General features: G+C 48.6%; 14 protein-coding genes. 6 read left to right on the top strand and 8 right to left on the bottom strand.

Features of this window, described 5'->3' with window-relative positions; all coding sequences use genetic code 11:
• Positions 1-327: 327 nt before the first annotated feature.
• From ACQRBJ_RS06140 to ACQRBJ_RS06130, 3 genes are all read left to right on the top strand, one after another.
• Complete coding sequence (locus tag ACQRBJ_RS06140; protein ID WP_294969109.1) at positions 328-2,016, top strand: putative transporter; 1,689 nt, start codon at positions 328-330, stop codon at positions 2,014-2,016.
• 9 nt (positions 2,017-2,025) lie between these two features.
• Positions 2,026-3,486, top strand: coding sequence for a threonine/serine exporter family protein (locus tag ACQRBJ_RS06135; RefSeq protein WP_295345837.1), 1,461 nt, complete (start codon positions 2,026-2,028; stop codon positions 3,484-3,486).
• A gap of 135 nt (positions 3,487-3,621) precedes the next feature.
• On the top strand, positions 3,622-4,533 hold the full coding sequence (locus ACQRBJ_RS06130; protein WP_445303099.1) for a LysR family transcriptional regulator: 912 nt from the start codon (positions 3,622-3,624) through the stop codon (positions 4,531-4,533).
• Between the two features lie 111 nt (positions 4,534-4,644).
• On the opposite strand, the gene ACQRBJ_RS06125 is transcribed toward ACQRBJ_RS06130, so the two are convergent.
• The gene (locus tag ACQRBJ_RS06125) at positions 4,645-5,523 is read right to left on the bottom strand and encodes an EamA family transporter (RefSeq protein ID WP_294969118.1); all 879 of its coding nucleotides are present in this window, start codon (positions 5,521-5,523) and stop codon (positions 4,645-4,647) included.
• A 253-nt stretch (positions 5,524-5,776) separates the two neighbouring features.
• On the opposite strand from ACQRBJ_RS06125, the gene ACQRBJ_RS06120 reads away from it, so the two are divergent.
• Together ACQRBJ_RS06120 and ACQRBJ_RS06115 are read left to right on the top strand one after the other, a co-directional pair.
• Positions 5,777-6,646: an aldose 1-epimerase family protein gene (locus ACQRBJ_RS06120; protein ID WP_441931841.1), complete on the top strand. Its 870-nt coding sequence runs from the start codon at positions 5,777-5,779 to the stop codon at positions 6,644-6,646.
• Positions 6,646-8,625, top strand: coding sequence for an OPT family oligopeptide transporter (locus ACQRBJ_RS06115; protein ID WP_295345831.1), 1,980 nt, complete (start codon positions 6,646-6,648; stop codon positions 8,623-8,625). Before ACQRBJ_RS06120 ends, ACQRBJ_RS06115 begins: the two co-directional genes overlap by 1 nt.
• Positions 8,626-9,103: 478 nt before the next feature.
• Here ACQRBJ_RS06115 and ACQRBJ_RS06110 read toward each other — a convergent pair whose 3' ends face one another.
• The 6 genes from ACQRBJ_RS06110 to ACQRBJ_RS06085 all read right to left on the bottom strand — a co-directional run bounded on the left by ACQRBJ_RS06110 (position 9,104) and on the right by ACQRBJ_RS06085 (position 15,821).
• The gene (locus tag ACQRBJ_RS06110; protein ID WP_294969127.1) at positions 9,104-9,676 is read right to left on the bottom strand and encodes an L-threonylcarbamoyladenylate synthase; all 573 of its coding nucleotides are present in this window, start codon (positions 9,674-9,676) and stop codon (positions 9,104-9,106) included.
• A gap of 89 nt (positions 9,677-9,765) precedes the next feature.
• On the bottom strand, positions 9,766-10,848 hold the full coding sequence (gene fmt / locus ACQRBJ_RS06105) for a methionyl-tRNA formyltransferase (RefSeq protein WP_445303098.1): 1,083 nt from the start codon (positions 10,846-10,848) through the stop codon (positions 9,766-9,768).
• 107 nt (positions 10,849-10,955) lie between these two features.
• Positions 10,956-12,761, bottom strand: a complete 1,806-nt coding sequence (locus ACQRBJ_RS06100; protein ID WP_294969133.1) for a chloride channel protein — start codon at positions 12,759-12,761, stop codon at positions 10,956-10,958.
• 94 nt (positions 12,762-12,855) lie between these two features.
• Entirely contained in the window at positions 12,856-14,442 is a 1,587-nt protein-coding gene (locus ACQRBJ_RS06095) for a peptide chain release factor 3 (RefSeq protein WP_293629430.1), read from the bottom strand.
• A 70-nt stretch (positions 14,443-14,512) separates the two neighbouring features.
• Positions 14,513-15,067 carry a DUF4924 family protein gene (locus tag ACQRBJ_RS06090; protein ID WP_153125051.1) on the bottom strand — a complete coding sequence of 185 codons (555 nt, stop codon included), beginning with the start codon at positions 15,065-15,067 and terminating at the stop codon, positions 14,513-14,515.
• Between the two features lie 76 nt (positions 15,068-15,143).
• Positions 15,144-15,821: a LysE family transporter gene (locus ACQRBJ_RS06085; protein ID WP_294969137.1), complete on the bottom strand. Its 678-nt coding sequence runs from the start codon at positions 15,819-15,821 to the stop codon at positions 15,144-15,146.
• A gap of 162 nt (positions 15,822-15,983) precedes the next feature.
• Between ACQRBJ_RS06085 and ACQRBJ_RS06080 the strand changes: the two genes are divergently transcribed.
• Positions 15,984-16,964 carry an ROK family protein gene (locus ACQRBJ_RS06080; protein WP_294969140.1) on the top strand — a complete coding sequence of 327 codons (981 nt, stop codon included), beginning with the start codon at positions 15,984-15,986 and terminating at the stop codon, positions 16,962-16,964.
• A 99-nt stretch (positions 16,965-17,063) separates the two neighbouring features.
• Here the strand turns inward: ACQRBJ_RS06080 and ACQRBJ_RS06075 are convergent, their stop codons facing one another.
• Positions 17,064-17,627, bottom strand: a complete 564-nt coding sequence (locus tag ACQRBJ_RS06075; protein ID WP_153125076.1) for an anthranilate synthase component II — start codon at positions 17,625-17,627, stop codon at positions 17,064-17,066.
• Between the last annotated feature and the right edge of the window lie 42 nt (positions 17,628-17,669).

Here is a 17,669-nt window from a genome sequence, read left to right as displayed (position 1 = left end):
AAACTGAAGGCAAAGTTACAATAAATTCCGGAAAATATGCCCTAATTCCTCTTAAAAATCCATTATTTACCCGAAAAGTCCACCATTTTTCACCATTCTCCGTTTCCATTTGCCATTTCTTCTATTGAATTTCCCTATAGCTAAAATCGACTCATTCCAACACCAATGCTTTTCTACTTTCGATTTTATCTATACCTTTGCAATCGAAAATCAGAGAGATGCAAGTATGGTAAAAAACTATAACAAGCATCAAAGACGGAAAAAGTAGTTATGACAAAAGAGCAATAACGAATAATTGTAGAAATAAACATCATATAATATAAGAACATGGATATCTTAAAAAATCTGTTTTACGGCTTCCCTGATCTGTGGGGAGGCGGTGTAGCCCACTCAGTAATGATCCTGGCATTGGTCATTACCCTGGGTTTAAGTTTAGGAAAGTTGAGAGTAAAGGGAGTTTCTCTCGGATTGGCATGGATTCTTTTCATCGGCCTCATCTTCGGTCATTACTCTCTCAATCTCGATGAGCACCTGCTTCACTTCCTTAAGGAGTTTGGCTTGATTCTCTTCGTTTATTCCATCGGTCTGGAAGTGGGTCCAGGTTTCTTCGCTTCCTTCAAGAATGGGGGCAAGAGTCTCAACCTGCTCAGCATCATCGTCATTGCACTGAGCATCATCACTACCCTCGCCATCTTCTCCTTCTCAGGAACATCCATCACTTCTATGGCCGGTATTCTCTCAGGTGCTGTTACCAACACCCCAGGACTCGGTGCAGCACAGCAGGCTTTCAGCGACCTCCGTCACATCGATGCTCCTTCTATCGCAGCAGGATATGCCATCGCTTATCCTATGGGTGTACTGGGCGTCATTCTTTCCTTTATTATATTAAGGTATGCGCTGCGTATTGACAAGAGCGAAGAGGAAGCTGCAGCCAAGCGCGGTATGGGACACCTGGAGACGATGACCCTCAACACCTTCTCTATCCAGGTAACCAACCAGATGGTATTCGGCGACAGCATCAAGCAGATTCGCGACATCCTGAAGCGCGACTTCATGGTTTCAAAGATTATCCGCAAGAACAGCGACAAGCGCGATGAGGTAGTGAATGGCCGTACTATCATCGAAGAGGGAGATATCCTTCAGATTGTGGCTCACCCTACCGTAGAAGAGCCTATCACGGCATTGCTCGGCGAGAAAGTACAGGTCAGTGAGGAAAAATACGGCAAGGATCTCATCACCCGCCGCATCCGCATCACCAAGCCTGGCATCAACGGCAAGAGCATCAGCCAGCTTCAAATCCGTTCAAGCCTCGGCACCAACATCACCCGTGTGAACCGTAATGGTGTAGACCTGATCGCTACTCCACAGTTGAAGTTGCAGCTGGGCGACCGTGTTACCGTAGTGGGTACAGAGCTTGCCATCGCGCATACAGAGAAGGTATTGGGTAACCAGATGAAGCGCCTCAACTACCCTAATCTGATTCCTATCTTCCTGGGCATCATGCTGGGTTGTATCGTGGCTAACATTCCATTCTTCATCCCTGGCATCAACGAGAACCTGCGTCTCGGATTGACTGGTGGTCCATTGGTAGTAGCTATCCTGATAGGTTACTTCGGTCCGAAGTACAACCTCGTCACCTACAACACCATTTCAGCCAACCTGATGCTCCGTGAGATTGGTCTCTGCATCTTCCTGGCTTGCGTAGGTCTCGGAACAGGCGAACAGTTCATCCAGACTGTAGCCACAGAAAGCGGAATGACCTGGATTCTCTACGGTATCGCCATCACCATGATTCCTATCATCATCGGCGGCATCATCGGAAGATATGTGTTCCACATCAACTATTACACATTGCTCGGAGTATTGGCAGGTGCCAACACCAACCCATCTGCCCTGGCTTACGTCCGTGAGCAGACTTCGGCAGATGCACCATCTGTGGGCTATGCGAATGTTTATCCATTTGCCATGTTCCTCAGAATCGTTACTATTCAGATTATTATTTTCGTATTCGGATAAATAAAATATATGGAAGAAAAAAACATGAAGACCTGCGACTGCGCAGAGAAAGGCATTGACAACTACAACTGCAAGGAAATAGCAGAAACAGAACTGAGAAGAAAACTCGACCTGTTGTTACGCACTGGCAGCATCCTTATGGAGAGTGCTGCCGACACATCACGCATCATGCGAACGATGAAGCGTGCAGCAGCTTTCCTCGGACTCGACGAGCGCTACATGCACCTCTACATCAATTGGAATGTGCTGATGGTGAACTACAGCGACGAGGAGCATTCCTTCTCCAAGTTCCAGCGCTGCGAGAAACATGGCATCAACCTTACCTCTATCTCTCAGGTAAGCAAGCTCACCTGGCAGGCCATCAAGGAGAACTATTCTCTCGAACAGTATGAGCAGGCCCTGAACGATATCAAGGCCACTCCACGCAGCTTCACTCCTTGGCAGGTAGCCATCGGCGGTGGATTCGCCTGCGGTGGATTCTGCATCCAGTTCGGTTGCGACTGGCCAGCATTCTTCTTCTGTTCCCTGGCAGCTATTCTGGGCTTCCGTCTGAGAATGTTCCTGCCTACCAAGGGCTGCAACAACTATGTGGCTATCGGTATTTCGGCATTCGTTGCAACGCTGATTGCCTGGTTGACTTCGTTCCTGTCGCTCAATCCAGCCATCTCAGCCGCTCTTCCAAGCTTCATGCATTCAGATACCCCTTGGCATCCATTGATGGCTTGTGCCCTCTTCATCGTGCCGGGAGTTCCTTTGATAAACTTTGTGAGCGATATGCTCGACGGATATATAGAGGTGGGAATGGTGCGCGCACTCAACACGCTGCTGATGATCTTTGCCATGGCGTTCGGTATCGCCTTCGCCATCCAGGTATGCCACATCGACAACTTCGTGAAGGATCTTACGATGACTCCTCACCACGAATACTGGGAGTTCGCCATCGCGGCAGCCGTATCAGCCATGGGCTTCTCTACCATCTTCAGCATTCCTAGACGCCTGTTGCCAGTTGTGGCTGTGGGCGGCATCATCGCCGTTTGCTTCCGCAACTTCGTCAACCTGGGTCCATCCAATGGCAACATCGGTCTCGACATGGGCCTGAGCATCGGTTCGCTTGCCGGTTCTGCACTCATCAGCGTCATCGTCATCAAGGCACGCCACTGGTTCCACACCCCTCACCAGTGCATCACCATTCCTAGCGTGATCCCAATGGTACCTGGAGTATTGATGTATCGCGCCCTCTTTGCCTTCATCGACATGCACGGTGTGGTAGGCGAGGTAACCGTGGGTATGAACAACCTGATCAAGGCTTCGCTCGCCATCATCTGCATCGCCCTGGGTGTTGCAATTCCAAACGTCTTCTTCCGCCGCTTCATCGCCGACAACCGCAAGCGCAAGCTCCTCAATATGCTGGTGGAGAGAAAGAAGAAGAATGGCGAGTTTGTGGATTTGCACGAAGTGGAAATCAAGTAATGCAGGATTGGAAATTTGAGAATATGGGATATTTTTTATCCCAAATTCTTGGATTTCGAAATAAATACATTATCTTTGCAGCGGAAACAAGCTATCGACTATCTCTGAAACCGATAGCCTTTAAAAAGGAAAATAATGGAAATACGACAACTGAAATACTTCTTGAAGGTAGCCGAGACGCTCAATTTCTCGGAGGCATCGCGCAAGCTCTACATCACGCAGAGCACCCTCTCGCAGCAGATTTCGCATCTGGAGCAGGAGATTGGATTGCCACTCTTCGAGCGAAACTCGCATGAGGTTTATCTTACAGAAGCAGGAAAGGAACTCCTGCCTTACGCTCAGAATGCGGTAAACTGCACCATGGCATGCGTTGACCACATGAACGACCTGAAGGAGATGCTCACCGGCGAACTGAACATCGGCGTTACCTACTCCTTCAGCAACATCATGGCAGAGACGCTCATCGCCTTCCTCCACGCTTATCCTCACGTGAAGCTGAACATCCAGTACCGTTCGATGCAGGAGCTGATGGACGGCTTGAAGAAGCGTGAACTCGACCTGGCGCTTACCTTCAAGCCACTCAAGACAGACAAGGCGATAGACAGCCGTGCCATCTTCAGCAACCGTCTGGCGGCAATCGTGAACGAGAACCATCCCCTGGCGCGTCTTTCATCCATCAAGCTCTCAGAACTGGAACGCTACGACCTCATCCTTCCATGCAAGGGTCTGCAGGCTCGCAACGCCTTCGACTATCTGATAGACGGCAAGGACCTCGATTTCAAGATCATGGTAGAAGTAAATAATGTGAACATCATCTTCGACCTCCTGCATCGCAGCAATCTGGTCAGTGTGCTCTCAGAATCAACCACCATCCCGGAAAAAGGCATGAGAGCGATTCCGATAGATGCTGCCGACAACGAGATGGATGGCTGCATCCACATCCTGAAGGATGCCTACATGAAGAACTCTGCCCAGGAATTTATCCGCATGCTGAGCCAGAGCACCAGTATCCTCGCCAACTTTGCGCTGAAGGATATCTTAAGATAAAACAGAAATTAAAGGGAAAGGTTATAATTCAATCTAAAAAAAGGCTGTCTCCGACATCATTGCGGAGGCAGCCTCGTATTTTATATATGCCATTCATTCCGAAAGAAAAGTTTATTTCTTTCTGGCGATAATTATCGTTACACCAGCCAGGATGGCGAGGATGCCGATGGCTAGCTGCAGGGAGAAGCTCTCGCCAAAGATGCAGACACCGATGATGACTGCCGTTACTGGCTCCAGGGCACCCATGATGGCAGCTGGCGTACTGCCGATGAGATTGATGGAGATGGTCATGAAGAAAAGCGACAATACCGTTGGCAGCAACGCTAGCTGAGCAGCATAGATCCAATGCATCGGAGTGTGAAGCATCTGGATTTTCTCGCCCGCAATGAACGAATAGACAAGCATCGTGATGAGTCCGAATACCAGGATATAGAAGGTGAACTTGATGTTCGACATGCCCGGATTCTTCCACTGGTTCACCGAGATGATATAGAGCGCATAAAGCAGGGAAGAACACATCACCAGCGCAAAACCAGCCGTGCTCAACTTGTCGTTGCCGTCACCCTGATAGAGCAAGCCTACACCCGATACAGCCAGCAAAATGGCGAGCGTGGTGGTCCACGTCACCTTCTCATGGAAGAACACCGTCATCAGTATCGCCGTCATGATGGGATAGACGAAGAGGATGGTGCTGGCAATACCTGCCGCCATATAATGGAAACTGACATAAAGCGTAGCTGATGAGAGGGAGAACATACAGCCCAACGTGGCAAGACGGATCAGGTGTCCCCATTTTACCTTAAAGCTCTCCTTTCGGAACAGCATCACCACGGCAAACATCAATACCGCCAGGAGATAGCGATAGATGAGCACCGAACTGGAATTGAATCCGTCGCCATAGAGCTCCAACGTACCCAAAGGATTGGTACCATAACACACGGCGGCAACAACTCCCGCCGCAAAGCCTTTCACTTTATTACTGCTTGTCATTTGAATTAAAACGCTTTTTTACCAAGTTTTTCTTATTCCTTATTAATATTTTTATAAATATCTACTCGTTTCGGGCTGCAAAAGTACTGCAAAAAATCGAAATAAGCTAATAAAATCGCATAAATATCTTGTTACAATCGAGAAAAAATGCCCGATTCTTGCACTTTACGAAAATAAATAGTACCTTTGCAATATCTTTTGTACAAAATAAGTCGACTCAATAATATTAACTAAACAATAAACGTTTGTAACTATGGAACAAATTAAAAACGATCAGCTCACTGTTGAGATTTCTTCTCTCGGTGCAGAACTTCAGAGCATCAAGGATGCAAATGGTAACGAATATCTCTGGGATGGTGACCCAGAATACTGGGGACGCCACTCTCCTCTCCTCTTCCCTATCGTAGGTGGATTGTGGAAGGATACCTACCGCATCGACGACAAGGAGTATACACAGCCTCGCCACGGCTTCGGAAAGCTCGTTGACTTCAAGCTCGTTGGCAAGACCGGCGACCGCCTTACCTTCGCATTCATTGACAACGAGGAGACCTTCAAGAACTATCCTTTCCACTTCAATCTCGCTGTTTCATATCGCCTTGCCGGCAACGAACTCCACGTTATCTGGCATGTTGAGAACACCGACGACAAGGTAATCTACTTCCAGATTGGCGGTCACCCTGCATTCAAGGTGCCAGGATGCGAGAAGGGCGAAAAGCTGAAGGCTACCCTGAAGCTCGACAACGAGGCTCCTACCCGCCTCTTCGCTACCATCGGTGGATGCATTGACCCTAACGCACGCGAGACCGTACAGACCGACAACGGTATCCTGGAGGTAACAGACGAGTCGTTCGCTGATGATGCCTACATCTTCGACAAGAGCCAGGTGAAGCAGATTTCCCTGCTCAACGAGAAGGGCGAACCACACGTAACCGTAGAGTTCAAGACCCCTGCCGTTGGTGTATGGAATCCGGGCAACCACGCTCCATTCGTCTGCATCGAACCATGGTTCGGAACCTGCGACTGGGCTGAATATACCGGTGAATTCAAGGATAAGTACATGATGAACAGCCTGCAGCCAGGTGCCAGCTTCATGAGTGAATACATCATCAGAATTGAAAAGTAATGGAAGAAAAAGATAATTTGCAGCTCCCCGAGAACGCATTCCGCGAACTCAAGGACGGGGAGGAATATAAGCCGCTGATGTCGCCAGACAAAGTTTATCCGGAGGTGAACGGCTGGTCGGTAACATGGGGTATCGTGATGGCAATCATCTTCTCTGCTGCCGCAGCCTATCTGGGCTTGAAGGTAGGACAGGTGTTTGAAGCAGCCATCCCTATCGCCATCATCGCCGTAGGCGTAAGCACCGCCACCAAGCGAAGCAAGGCACTCGGCGAGAATGTCATCATCCAGAGCATCGGAGCCTGCTCGGGTGCAGTAGTGGCAGGAGCCATCTTTACCCTGCCAGCCATCTACATCCTGCAAGCGAAATATCCTGACATGACTACTTCATTTATGAAGATTTTCATGGCTTCAGCTTTGGGAGGTGTATTGGGAATCCTGTTCCTGATTCCTTTCAGAAAATACTTCGTCAGCGATATGCACGGCAAGTATCCGTTCCCAGAGGCTACAGCCACCACACAGGTATTGGTGAGCGGTGCCAAGGGCGGCGATCAGGCTAAGCCTTTGCTCATTGCGGGTCTGGTAGGTGGTCTATATGACTTCATCGTGGCTAGTCTTGGCTGGTGGAACGAGAATTTCACCTCCCGTGTGGTAAGCCTGGGATGCGATCTCGCAGACAAGGCTAAAATCGTATTCAAGGTGAATACAGGTGCTGCCGTATTGGGTCTGGGATACATCATCGGATTGAAATACGCCTTCTTCACCTGCCTGGGTTCGCTCGTGGTATGGTGGTTGATCGTTCCAGGAATGAGTGTCATTTTTCATGACAGTGTGCTCAGCGCATGGGACCCTAGCATCGTGAAGACCGTGGGTGCGATGAGTCCGGAGGAAATCTTCCGTGCCTATGCCCGCAGCATCGGTATCGGTGGTATCGCCATGGCTGGTATCATCGGCATCATCAAGAGCTGGGGCATCATCAAGAGCGCCGTAGGCCTGGCTGCCAAGGAACTGAAGGGCAAGAGCGAGGTAGATGAAAACGTGAAGCGCACCCAGCGCGATATCTCTTTCAAGATTATTGCCATCGGTTCGCTCGTAACCATCCTCGTCACCTTCCTCTTCTTCTGGTTTGGCGTGATGGAGGGCAATCTGCTCTTCGCCATTATCGCCATCCTGCTCGTGGCTGTCATCGCCTTCCTCTTTACTACAGTGGCTGCCAATGCCATCGCCATCGTGGGTTCCAATCCTGTTTCGGGTATGACTCTGATGACGCTCATCTTCGCTTCCGTAGTGATGGTGGCAGTAGGTTTGAAGGGCCCTGGCGGCATGCTGGCTGCATTGATTATGGGTGGTGTGGTTTGCACAGCCCTGTCTGTAGCAGGCTCATTCATTACCGACTTGAAGATAGGTTACTGGCTGGGTACTACGCCTAAGAAGCAGGAGGGATGGAAGTTCCTCGGCACCCTGGTGAGTGCTGCTACCGTGGGCGGTGTGATGATGCTTCTGAACGAGACCTACGGTTTTGCATCGGGCTCTCTCGCAGCTCCTCAGGCTAATGCGATGGCTGCCGTCATCGACCCATTGATGAACGGTGTGGGTGCACCATGGGTGCTCTACGCCATCGGAGCTGTGATTGCCATCGTGCTCACATACTTCAAGATTCCAGCATTGGCTTTTGCCCTGGGTATGTTTATTCCATTGGAATTGAACGTTCCGCTGCTGGTAGGTGGTGCCATCAACTGGTATGTCACATCCCGCAGCAAGGATGCCAAGGTGAATGCTGAGCGTGGCGAAAAGGGTACGCTCATCGCCAGCGGTTTCATTGCCGGTGGAGCCTTGATGGGTGTTGTAAGCGCCCTGTTGAAGTTTGGTGGCATTGAGGCTAGCATCGCTGACAGCTGGTGGGTTAACCCAATGTCAGAGGTTTGCTCGCTCATCGCCTACATCTGTCTGATTGGCTTCTTCATCAGAGCCACAAAGAAATAACCTTTTTACTGACACTGACACTGACAGTTTAAAATTCCGAAGGTAGAAAAGAGTAAGAAGAAAAGTTATATTTATATATATTATATATATAAATATAAAATATAATTTAACATCCTTTTACCTTTAAAGAGTTACTAGCGGAAAATCGAACTGTCAGTGTCAGTGTCAGTAAACCAACTATGTTTAGAATAGAACTCTATACTTTTCTAACGCTAACTCTATGCTTTCTTATCAACAAAACGATGAGTTAGTTTCGTTAACATTTGTTTTTTTTGGATTTTGCTAAAAACACCCCCAAAACGGCACACCAAATTTGGCGGTTTCAAAAAAAAGCCATATCTTTGCACCAGGTTTAGAAGAAGACGGCAGGACAAAGGAGAAGGCATAATACAAGAAGAAGACAGGGGCAAGAAAAGGGCATAAAAAGAGGGAACATTCGTGAAGAACATCCCCTTCTGACAGATATCTGAAAAGATTATTATCTGATTACCTTAACCTCACCGTTCTTACCTATCTTGACAATGCTGGATGGCTGATGAGGTTTGTGCTCCTGACGACGGGTCCAGCAGACATAATCTACAGCCTCGAGAATCTCAGGAGAGATATCGCGATAATTCTGGGCAGCAGGCTCACCACTCACATTGGCACTGGTGCTGACGATTGGCTTCTGGAAACGGTAACAGAGCTGCTTGCTGAATGCCTCATAGGTGACGCGCATAGCCAGCGAACCATCCTCTGCAACAAGATTACTGGCAACGCCTGTGGCATCATCCAGGATGATGGTAGTAGGCTTCACCGGCATGGCTGCATCGATGAAATCCCAAGCCACCTGAGGAACATTACGGAAATAACGCGCCATGCGGTCGGCTGAATCAATGAGACAAATCAGCGCCTTGGAATCATCACGCTTCTTGATCTCATACACTTTCTTTACTGCCTCTGGATTGGTAGCATCGCAACCAATGCCCCAGACGGTATCTGTAGGATAGAGTATCACACCACCCTTGCGCATACACTCCACTGCCTTCTTAATATCTTCTTCTTGTGTCATATTACTTTGAACTTTTAACTTTGAACTTTGAGCTTTGAACTTGGAACTTAATGATTACCCTGCGAAGGGTGTTAACTCTCTAGAGAGCTTTACCACTCCTCTCCTGTCTCCTGAGCCTTCTGGCACTCATAATAGGCGATATCCTTCATGCCATTGAGGAATGCAGCGGCATCCATGCGCTTTTTGCCCGAAAGCTGGAGTTCCTCGATATTGAGCCAATGGTCGAGACATGCCACCTGCAACTTCTTCTCGAATACACGCAAGGAACCTACAGGGGCTACACCACGAGAAAACTCTGTGAGACTCGTCTTGAAAATCTTGAGCACCTGAATCTTGGCTGCACTCTTCTGCTGAGCAGGATGAGCGGTTGCCTCCGGCATTTCGCCATCAGCATCCTCAAAGATGACAACAGGCGCCTTCTTCTTGATTTCGGTCCAAGAACCTGGATAAGGCGAGAGACCACGGACAAAATCATATACCTGCTTGGCTGGCTTGTGGAAGTCGATACGGCAGGTCTCCTTGAAAATCTTTGGTGCAGACTTCAGTTCCACACCCTCGCCCATCAGCTTCTCCTGAGGCATGGATTCGATATTGCCACCAGCTGCGATGAGCGCATCGATGGTTTCAAGCGCCAAATCGGCTCCCAAGTGCATCAGTCCGTCATAGACATATTCCACATCTGCACTCTCAGGAATAGGGAAACGCTTCTGCTTGATGATGCGACCGGTATCGATATCATGGTCGAGGAAGAAAGTAGTAACTCCCGTCTCCTTCTCGCCATTGATGACTGCCCAGTTGATTGGGGCAGCTCCACGATACTGTGGCAGGAGCGCAGCATGAACATTGAAGGTGCCGAACTTAGGCATCGCCCAAACCACCTCAGGCAACATGCGGAAAGCCACTACCACCTGCAGGTCAGCCTGATAAGAGCGAAGCTGCTCTACAAACTCAGGGTCCTTCATCTTCACTGGCTGCAATACCGGCAAACCGTGCTCTACAGCATACTGCTTCACCTGCGAAGGCTGCAACGTATCCTGATGTCTTCCCACAGGCTTGTCTGGCTGAGTAACCACAGCCACTACATTATAACCGCCCTCTACCAGGCGCTTGAGGGATTCCACCGCAAACTCCGGGGTTCCCATGAAAACGATTCTTAAATCTTTCTTCTCCATAAAAATAATAATTGAAGTTTAAACCAGCAAAGCCGACGAATTAGCTTTCCCCTCGTCCGCCGAACATTGTTTCTTCACTCTTCGTTCTTCACTCTTCACTACTTACCCTATTCTGCCGACATATCCGCAACTATCTGGCGATATACCTCGTAAATCTTGGTTCTACTGATATATCCCTTCAGTATGCCGTTCACATCTACCACTGGCAGCTGGGCAGCATCGGTCTTGTCGAACTTGGCCATCACCTCGTCCATAGGCTCATTCTCGCTCAGGGTAGCAGAAGGCTGAATCATCAGCTGACTTACCTTAAAGTGATTATACAGTTCCGTGCGGAAGATGATATGACGGAGGCGGGTGATATCAATTACACCTTCCAATACCCCCGCATCGTTCAATACAGGCAGGAAGTTGTTGTTGCTTCTCGAAATCTCGCTCACCAGCTTGCTCATCGGCAGATCTGGACTGATGGCGTGGTAATCCTTCTCAACCATGCTCTGCATGCTCATCAGCGTAAGCGCAGAACGGTCTACGTGGTGAGTAAGCAGCTTGCCCTCCCTAGCCAGTCGCAGGGCGTAGATGCTATGACTCTCGAAGATGCTGATGGTGAGCAAGGAAGAGATGCACACGATCATCAGCGGCATGAAGAGCTGATAGCCGCCCGTGAGTTCGGCGATGAGGAAGATGCCCGTCAACGGAGCATGCATCACGCCCGTAATCAGACCAGCCATACCCATCAGCGCAAAGTTCTGCTCAGGCACATGAACGCCTACCTGATAGACATTCCACAGGCGGGCAAAGAGGAAGCCCGCAAATCCGCCGATAAAGAGCGAAGGGGCAAAGGTTCCACCGCAACCGCCACTACCATTGGTTGCCGAAGTGGCAAATACCTTGGTAAAGGTGACCAGAGCTATATAGAAGATGAGCAGATTGTCCTGACCAGAGAACAGCGAACGGTTCATCACCTGCCCCCACTCTGCCTCGTTGCTGCCCTTGAGCAGGATATTCACTGCCGAATAGCCCTCGCCATAAAGCGATGGGAAGAAGAAGATGAGCGTGCTGAGGATGAGTCCACCAAACAGCAGTTTGGCGTATGGATACTGGCTCAGCTTGCCGAAGAATCCCTCGCAGATTGACATGGTGCGCATGAAATAGAGACTCACCAGTCCGCAGAAAACACCCAGCAGAATACATGCCGGAGTGCGGTCGAGCTCCCAGGGGTTAGTCAGCGTAAAGTCGAACAGCGAGCTGTCACCACTGAAGATATAGGTGAAACAGGTAGCCGTAACGCACGAAATCAGGATTGGCAGGAGCGATGCCATGCTCAAATCAACCATCAGCACCTCAAGCGTGAACACCAGTCCGGCTATCGGCGCCTTGAACACGCCGGCAATGGCGGCGCTGGCTCCACATCCCACCAGAAGCATCATCGTCTTCTTGTCCATCCGGAATATCTGGCCCAGGTTGGAACCGATGGCTGAACCGGTGAGCACAATAGGTGCCTCGGCTCCCACGGAACCACCGAAACCGATGGTGATACCGGATGCCACCACTGACGACCAGCAATTATGTCCCTTGAGTCGGGAATTCTTGGTAGAGATGGCATAAAGCACTCTTGTAATACCATGCGAAATATTATCGCGCACCACATATTTGATAAATAGCGATGTGAGATAGATACCCACGATAGGGAACAGCAGGAAGAGCAGATTGTAAGTGCCCTGCTCGAACCCGGAAGTGAGCAAAAACTGTATCTCATGCACAATGGCATGCAAGAAGAAGCCTGCCACCGAAGCGAGCAGACCAATGAGGAAGGCGAGAATCAAGGTCATCTGCCTGTCGGAGATATGCTCCTTCTGCCAGGCAACCAGCTTCGCCATCCAGCCCTGTTTGTATCCTGTTAACTCTTCATCCATTTAACTTTTAACTTTAATCTTTGAACTTTGAACTTTATGATTACCAAGACAGCATATCAGAAAGTTCAATGTTTCAAGTTCAATGTTCAATGTACTAAAATTCCGATGTAAAGTGGAACTTGATATGTTCAAAGTCCTGCTGAGCCATACTCAATACGTAGCCAGAATCAGCGAGGAACACATCGCGGCCCTCGATATCCTTTGCCATATACTGATACTTGCGCTTCTTGAAGTTCTCCAGTTCCTTCTCGTCGTCTGCCTCAATCCAGCATGCCTTATGCAGGTGAACAGGCTCCCAGCGGCACTTGGCATTGTACTCGTTCTCCAAGCGATACTGGATAACCTCAAACTGAAGCTGACCCACGGTACCCACGATGCGGCGACCGTTGAACTGGTTGACGAACAACTGAGCCACACCCTCGTTCATGAGCTGCTCCAATCCCTTCTGGAACTGCTTGCTCTTCATTGGGTCATCATTCTCGATATACTTGAAGAGAAGTGGTGAGAACGATGGCAATCCACGGAAGTGAATCTTCTCGCCCTCGGTAAGGGTATCGCCAATCTTGAAGATGCCGTTGTCCGGCAAACCTACGATGTCGCCAGGATATGCCTCGTCGATGGTACTCTTGCGCTGCGCCATGAACTGGGTTGGCGAAGAGAAGCGCACGGTCTTGTCGAGACGCACGTGGTAATAAGGCTGATTGCGCACGAACTTACCTGAGCATATCTTGCAGAAGGCGATGCAGGAACGGTGGTTAGGGTCGATATTGGCGGTAATCTTGAAGATGAAACCGGTGAACTTAGGCTCCTCAGGCTCTACCAGGCGCTCCTCTGCCTGGGTTGGTTTTGGAGATGGGGCAATCTGAACGAAGCAGTCCAGAAGTTCCTGCACACCGAAGTTATTCAACGCTGAACCGAAGAATACCGGAGCAACCTCGGCAGAGCGATAGGTTTCCACATCAAACTCAGGGTAAACGCCATCTACCAGTTCCAGCTCCTCGCGCAACTGGCTAGCCTCGCGCTCGCCTACTCGCTCATCGAGTTCCTGAGACTGAATATCCACCTCAACCTTTTCTGTAACACGCTGCTTATTAGGTGTGAAAAGGTTGAGCTGATGCTCATAGATATTGTAAACACCCTTGAAGCGGGCGCCCTGACCGATAGGCCAAGACAATGGGCGTACATGAATCTTCAATTCCTCCTCCAGCTCATCGAGCACATCGAATGGGTCGCGACCTTCACGGTCCATCTTGTTGATGAAGATGATAACAGGAGTATTGCGCATACGGCACACTTCCATCAGCTTGCGGGTCTGAGCCTCCACACCCTTGGCTGAGTCTACCACGATGATGGCTGAATCTACTGCAGTAAGCGTGCGATAAGTATCCTCACAGAAGTCCTGGTGACCCGGAGTATCGAGGATATTCACCTTGTAAGGATCACCGGTCTGTCCATCAGGAAGATAATCAAACTCCATGACGGAAGTAGAAACAGAGATACCACGCTGTTTCTCGATATCCATCCAGTCGGAAGTAGCAGTCTTACGAATCTTATTATTTTTAACGGCACCAGCCACCTGAATCTGTCCACCGAAGAGCAGGAACTTCTCGGTCAAAGTTGTCTTACCAGCATCAGGGTGCGAAATGATGGCAAATGTTCTTCTTCTTTCAATCTCTTTCATCTGTTATATATCGTTATATATATATTATAAAATATGTATATCCTAAAAAGTAACCACGAAAAATTAATCACTACATGTCGTCGTCTTCGAACTTCAAGCCTTCAGTGCGGTCCTTGATGTAGTAATCGCTCAAAAGACCGACAAAGACGGTTATTTCCTTGATGGCACGCTCGGTTTCGGGCGTAATCGGCTTCTTCTGCAAGCGCAGCATCATCACACCATAGAGGGCATCGAGGCAGGTTTCTATCTCGTTGAGTTCCTTATCGCCACGGTTTCGAAGTTCTACAATGAACGGCAGAACCTTGTAGTATTCAGCATTGTAGATTGGGAACTTGCTGCTCTGGAGCAATCGGGCATGCAGGTCGATGACATCCTGCAGGAGCACTCGGTTGATATCGAGATGACCATACTCACGCTTGCCCTCCTCGTTCATCATGCGGATGAGGTTGCCAAACCAGTCTATCTCCTCGTCCTTCTGTTCAGGAGTGAAATCGAAACGCTCTATATAATTCTTCTTGATAACAGGCAGCGAGCAGCCGTAAGCACGGATGATATCCTCAATCTGCCACATATATAAGAGGTATTCAGCGATACTCTTCTTTCTTAATTCTTTTGCTACAAACATATACTTTGAACTCTTTACTTTGAACTTTGAACTTTATGATTTGCCTTCTTCTGTTTAAAGGTCTGTCTAAATTCTCCTAGAATTCAGGGAGATGGTAGAGATTGAACACCGTTCCCACCAATGCGATGAGCGAGAAGATGATAACCACGCTACCTATCACCTTATTAATAATAAGGATGCCATTGGTATCAAACTTGCCCCTGATCTTATCGATGAGCCAGGTGAGTCCGAACCACCACAGCAAAGCTCCGAAGACGATGCTCAGATAGCCCACACCCATCTCTATCGGCATATCGGGCACCACAAAGGCAAACTGTGCAAACGTAGCCATAAAGAGGAATACGATGAGCGGATTGCTGAGCGTAACCAGAAACGCAGTAATGCCGTTATGCAGAAGCGTGCCCTGCTTATTGCTCGACTTGTGCATATTCTTCATCGGATTGCTCTTGAAGCAATAAACACCGAATACCAGCAACAGGATACCTCCAAAAATCTGAAGATAGAACTTGTTCTGGGCGTTATTCACAAAGTCCATTACAAAACTCATACCGAGACCCGTAAAGAGCGCATAGACAATATCGCTCAAAGCGGCACCGATACCCGTAACGAAACCATACCAGCGCCCCTTGTTCAAAGTGCGCTGGATACATAAGATGCCAACGGGTCCCATTGGAGCCGAGGCAATCACGCCTATGATAATTCCCTTGAATATGAAATCAAGAATATTTATCTCTATTGGAAATGCTAAACTCATAACAGCTGGCAAAGATACAAAATTTCGAGCATATTCGACTATATTTCTAATAAAATATTCGCTTTTCACATTTTTTTATCGTATAAATCTTGGTTTTTTGGCTACTTTTATATATCTTTGCGTCATAATTTAACAACACTCTAACTAATTTTAAAGAATAACATGACTGAAAATGCAATGAAACCGTATGTTATCGGATTAGACCTCGGTGGTACTAACTCTGTTTTCGGCATCGTAGATGCACGTGGAGAAATCAAAGCAACAACAGCTATTAAAACTGGGGGCTATGATAATGTAGACGACTATGTAAAGGCTGCAACAGAAGCGCTCATGCCTGTAATCGATACCGTTGGTGGTCTCGATAAGATCAAGGCTATGGGTATCGGTGCACCTAATGGCAATTATTATAATGGAACTATCGAATTTGCTCCAAACCTGCCTTGGGCTCATGATGGCGTTGTGCCATTGGCTGATCTCTTCAGCAAGGCTCTCGGTGGCATTCCTGTTGCTTTGACCAATGATGCCAACGCTGCTGCTCTCGGCGAGATGACTTATGGCGTGGCTCGCGGTATGAAGAACTTCATCGATATCACGCTCGGTACTGGTGTGGGTTCTGGTATCGTCATCAACGGTCAGATGGTTTACGGAAGCGATGGTTTCGCTGGCGAGTTGGGTCACGTAATCATGGTTCCTGGTGAGGAAGGTCGTCCATGTGGCTGCGGCCGCAAGGGTTGCCTGGAGGCATACTGCTCTGCTACCGGTGTAGCTCGCACTGCCCGTGAATTCCTTCAGAAGACTAATGAGCCTTCATTGCTCCGCGATATGAAGCCAGAAGATATTACTTCATACGACGTAAGTGTGGCTGCAGGCAAGGGTGATGCTTTGGCTAAGAGCATCTACGACTTCACAGGCAAGATGCTGGGTGAGGCTTGTGCTAACTTCGCAGCATTCTCTGCTCCTGAGGCATTCGTATTCTTCGGTGGTCTGACCAAGGCTGGCGATCTCCTGATGAAGCCTGTAAAGGAAGCTTACGACAAGACCGTATTGAAGATTTACAAGGGCAAGGCTAAGTTCCTTGTTTCTACCCTCGATGGTAGCTCAGCTGCTGTACTTGGTGCAAGCGCTGTGGGTTGGGAATTGTAGAATTTTATAATATAACACTCAAGTCATCGTCTATTTTTAAGATGGAAAAAGCTTGGCACTCGTGAGAGCGTCAAGCTTTTTACTTTTTTATATATCCTACTAGTCAAACAACCAGTTCTTGACAATGGTCTTTCCTTCTGGTGTCAACACGCTCTCGGGATGGAACTGGATGCCGTGAATATCATAATTCTTATGCTTCAATCCCATGATGCAACCATCATCGCTCACGGCGGTTACATCCAGACACTCTGGAAATCCGGTACGGTCTACCACCCATGAATGGTATCTGCCTATCTCTATACGCTTATCCATACCGCGGAAAATCGGGTCGTTGCCGAACTGTGTACAGGGTGTTGCCACTCCATGATAAACCTCAGAGAGATTGGTCAACTTGGCACCAAACGCCTCGCCGATAGCCTGATGACCCAGACAGACGCCCAGCATCGGCTTGATGCCCGCATACTTCTTGATGACATCCATAAGCAAACCCGCCTCGGATGGGATTCCCGGACCCGGACTCAATATAATCTTATCGAATGGCTCCAGCTCGCGCAACTGGAACTGGTCATTGCGATAAACCGTAACTTCTGCTCCCAACTCCTTCACCAGATGTGCCAGATTATAGGTGAAGGAATCGTAATTATCTATGATTACTACTTTCATCTTCATTATTTATTATTGATTATTTATTAGTGATTATTCCTC

This window comes from Prevotella sp. SGI.167 (genome assembly GCF_050313615.1).
Lineage (GTDB): Bacteria > Bacteroidota > Bacteroidia > Bacteroidales > Bacteroidaceae > Prevotella.
This window is presented reverse-complemented; position numbering and strand designations above follow the sequence as displayed.

Coding starts and splice junctions, on each gene's coding strand:
- ACQRBJ_RS06140 (WP_294969109.1), top strand. CDS start 328: ATGGATATCTTAAAAAATCTGTTTTACGGCTTCCCTGATCTGTGGGGA.
- ACQRBJ_RS06135 (WP_295345837.1), top strand. CDS start 2,026: ATGGAAGAAAAAAACATGAAGACCTGCGACTGCGCAGAGAAAGGCATT.
- ACQRBJ_RS06130 (WP_445303099.1), top strand. CDS start 3,622: ATGGAAATACGACAACTGAAATACTTCTTGAAGGTAGCCGAGACGCTC.
- ACQRBJ_RS06125 (WP_294969118.1), bottom strand. CDS start 5,523: ATGACAAGCAGTAATAAAGTGAAAGGCTTTGCGGCGGGAGTTGTTGCC.
- ACQRBJ_RS06120 (WP_441931841.1), top strand. CDS start 5,777: ATGGAACAAATTAAAAACGATCAGCTCACTGTTGAGATTTCTTCTCTC.
- ACQRBJ_RS06115 (WP_295345831.1), top strand. CDS start 6,646: ATGGAAGAAAAAGATAATTTGCAGCTCCCCGAGAACGCATTCCGCGAA.
- ACQRBJ_RS06110 (WP_294969127.1), bottom strand. CDS start 9,676: ATGACACAAGAAGAAGATATTAAGAAGGCAGTGGAGTGTATGCGCAAG.
- fmt (WP_445303098.1), bottom strand. CDS start 10,848: ATGGAGAAGAAAGATTTAAGAATCGTTTTCATGGGAACCCCGGAGTTT.
- ACQRBJ_RS06100 (WP_294969133.1), bottom strand. CDS start 12,761: ATGGATGAAGAGTTAACAGGATACAAACAGGGCTGGATGGCGAAGCTG.
- ACQRBJ_RS06095 (WP_293629430.1), bottom strand. CDS start 14,442: ATGAAAGAGATTGAAAGAAGAAGAACATTTGCCATCATTTCGCACCCT.
- ACQRBJ_RS06090 (WP_153125051.1), bottom strand. CDS start 15,067: ATGTTTGTAGCAAAAGAATTAAGAAAGAAGAGTATCGCTGAATACCTC.
- ACQRBJ_RS06085 (WP_294969137.1), bottom strand. CDS start 15,821: ATGAGTTTAGCATTTCCAATAGAGATAAATATTCTTGATTTCATATTC.
- ACQRBJ_RS06080 (WP_294969140.1), top strand. CDS start 15,984: ATGACTGAAAATGCAATGAAACCGTATGTTATCGGATTAGACCTCGGT.
- ACQRBJ_RS06075 (WP_153125076.1), bottom strand. CDS start 17,627: ATGAAAGTAGTAATCATAGATAATTACGATTCCTTCACCTATAATCTG.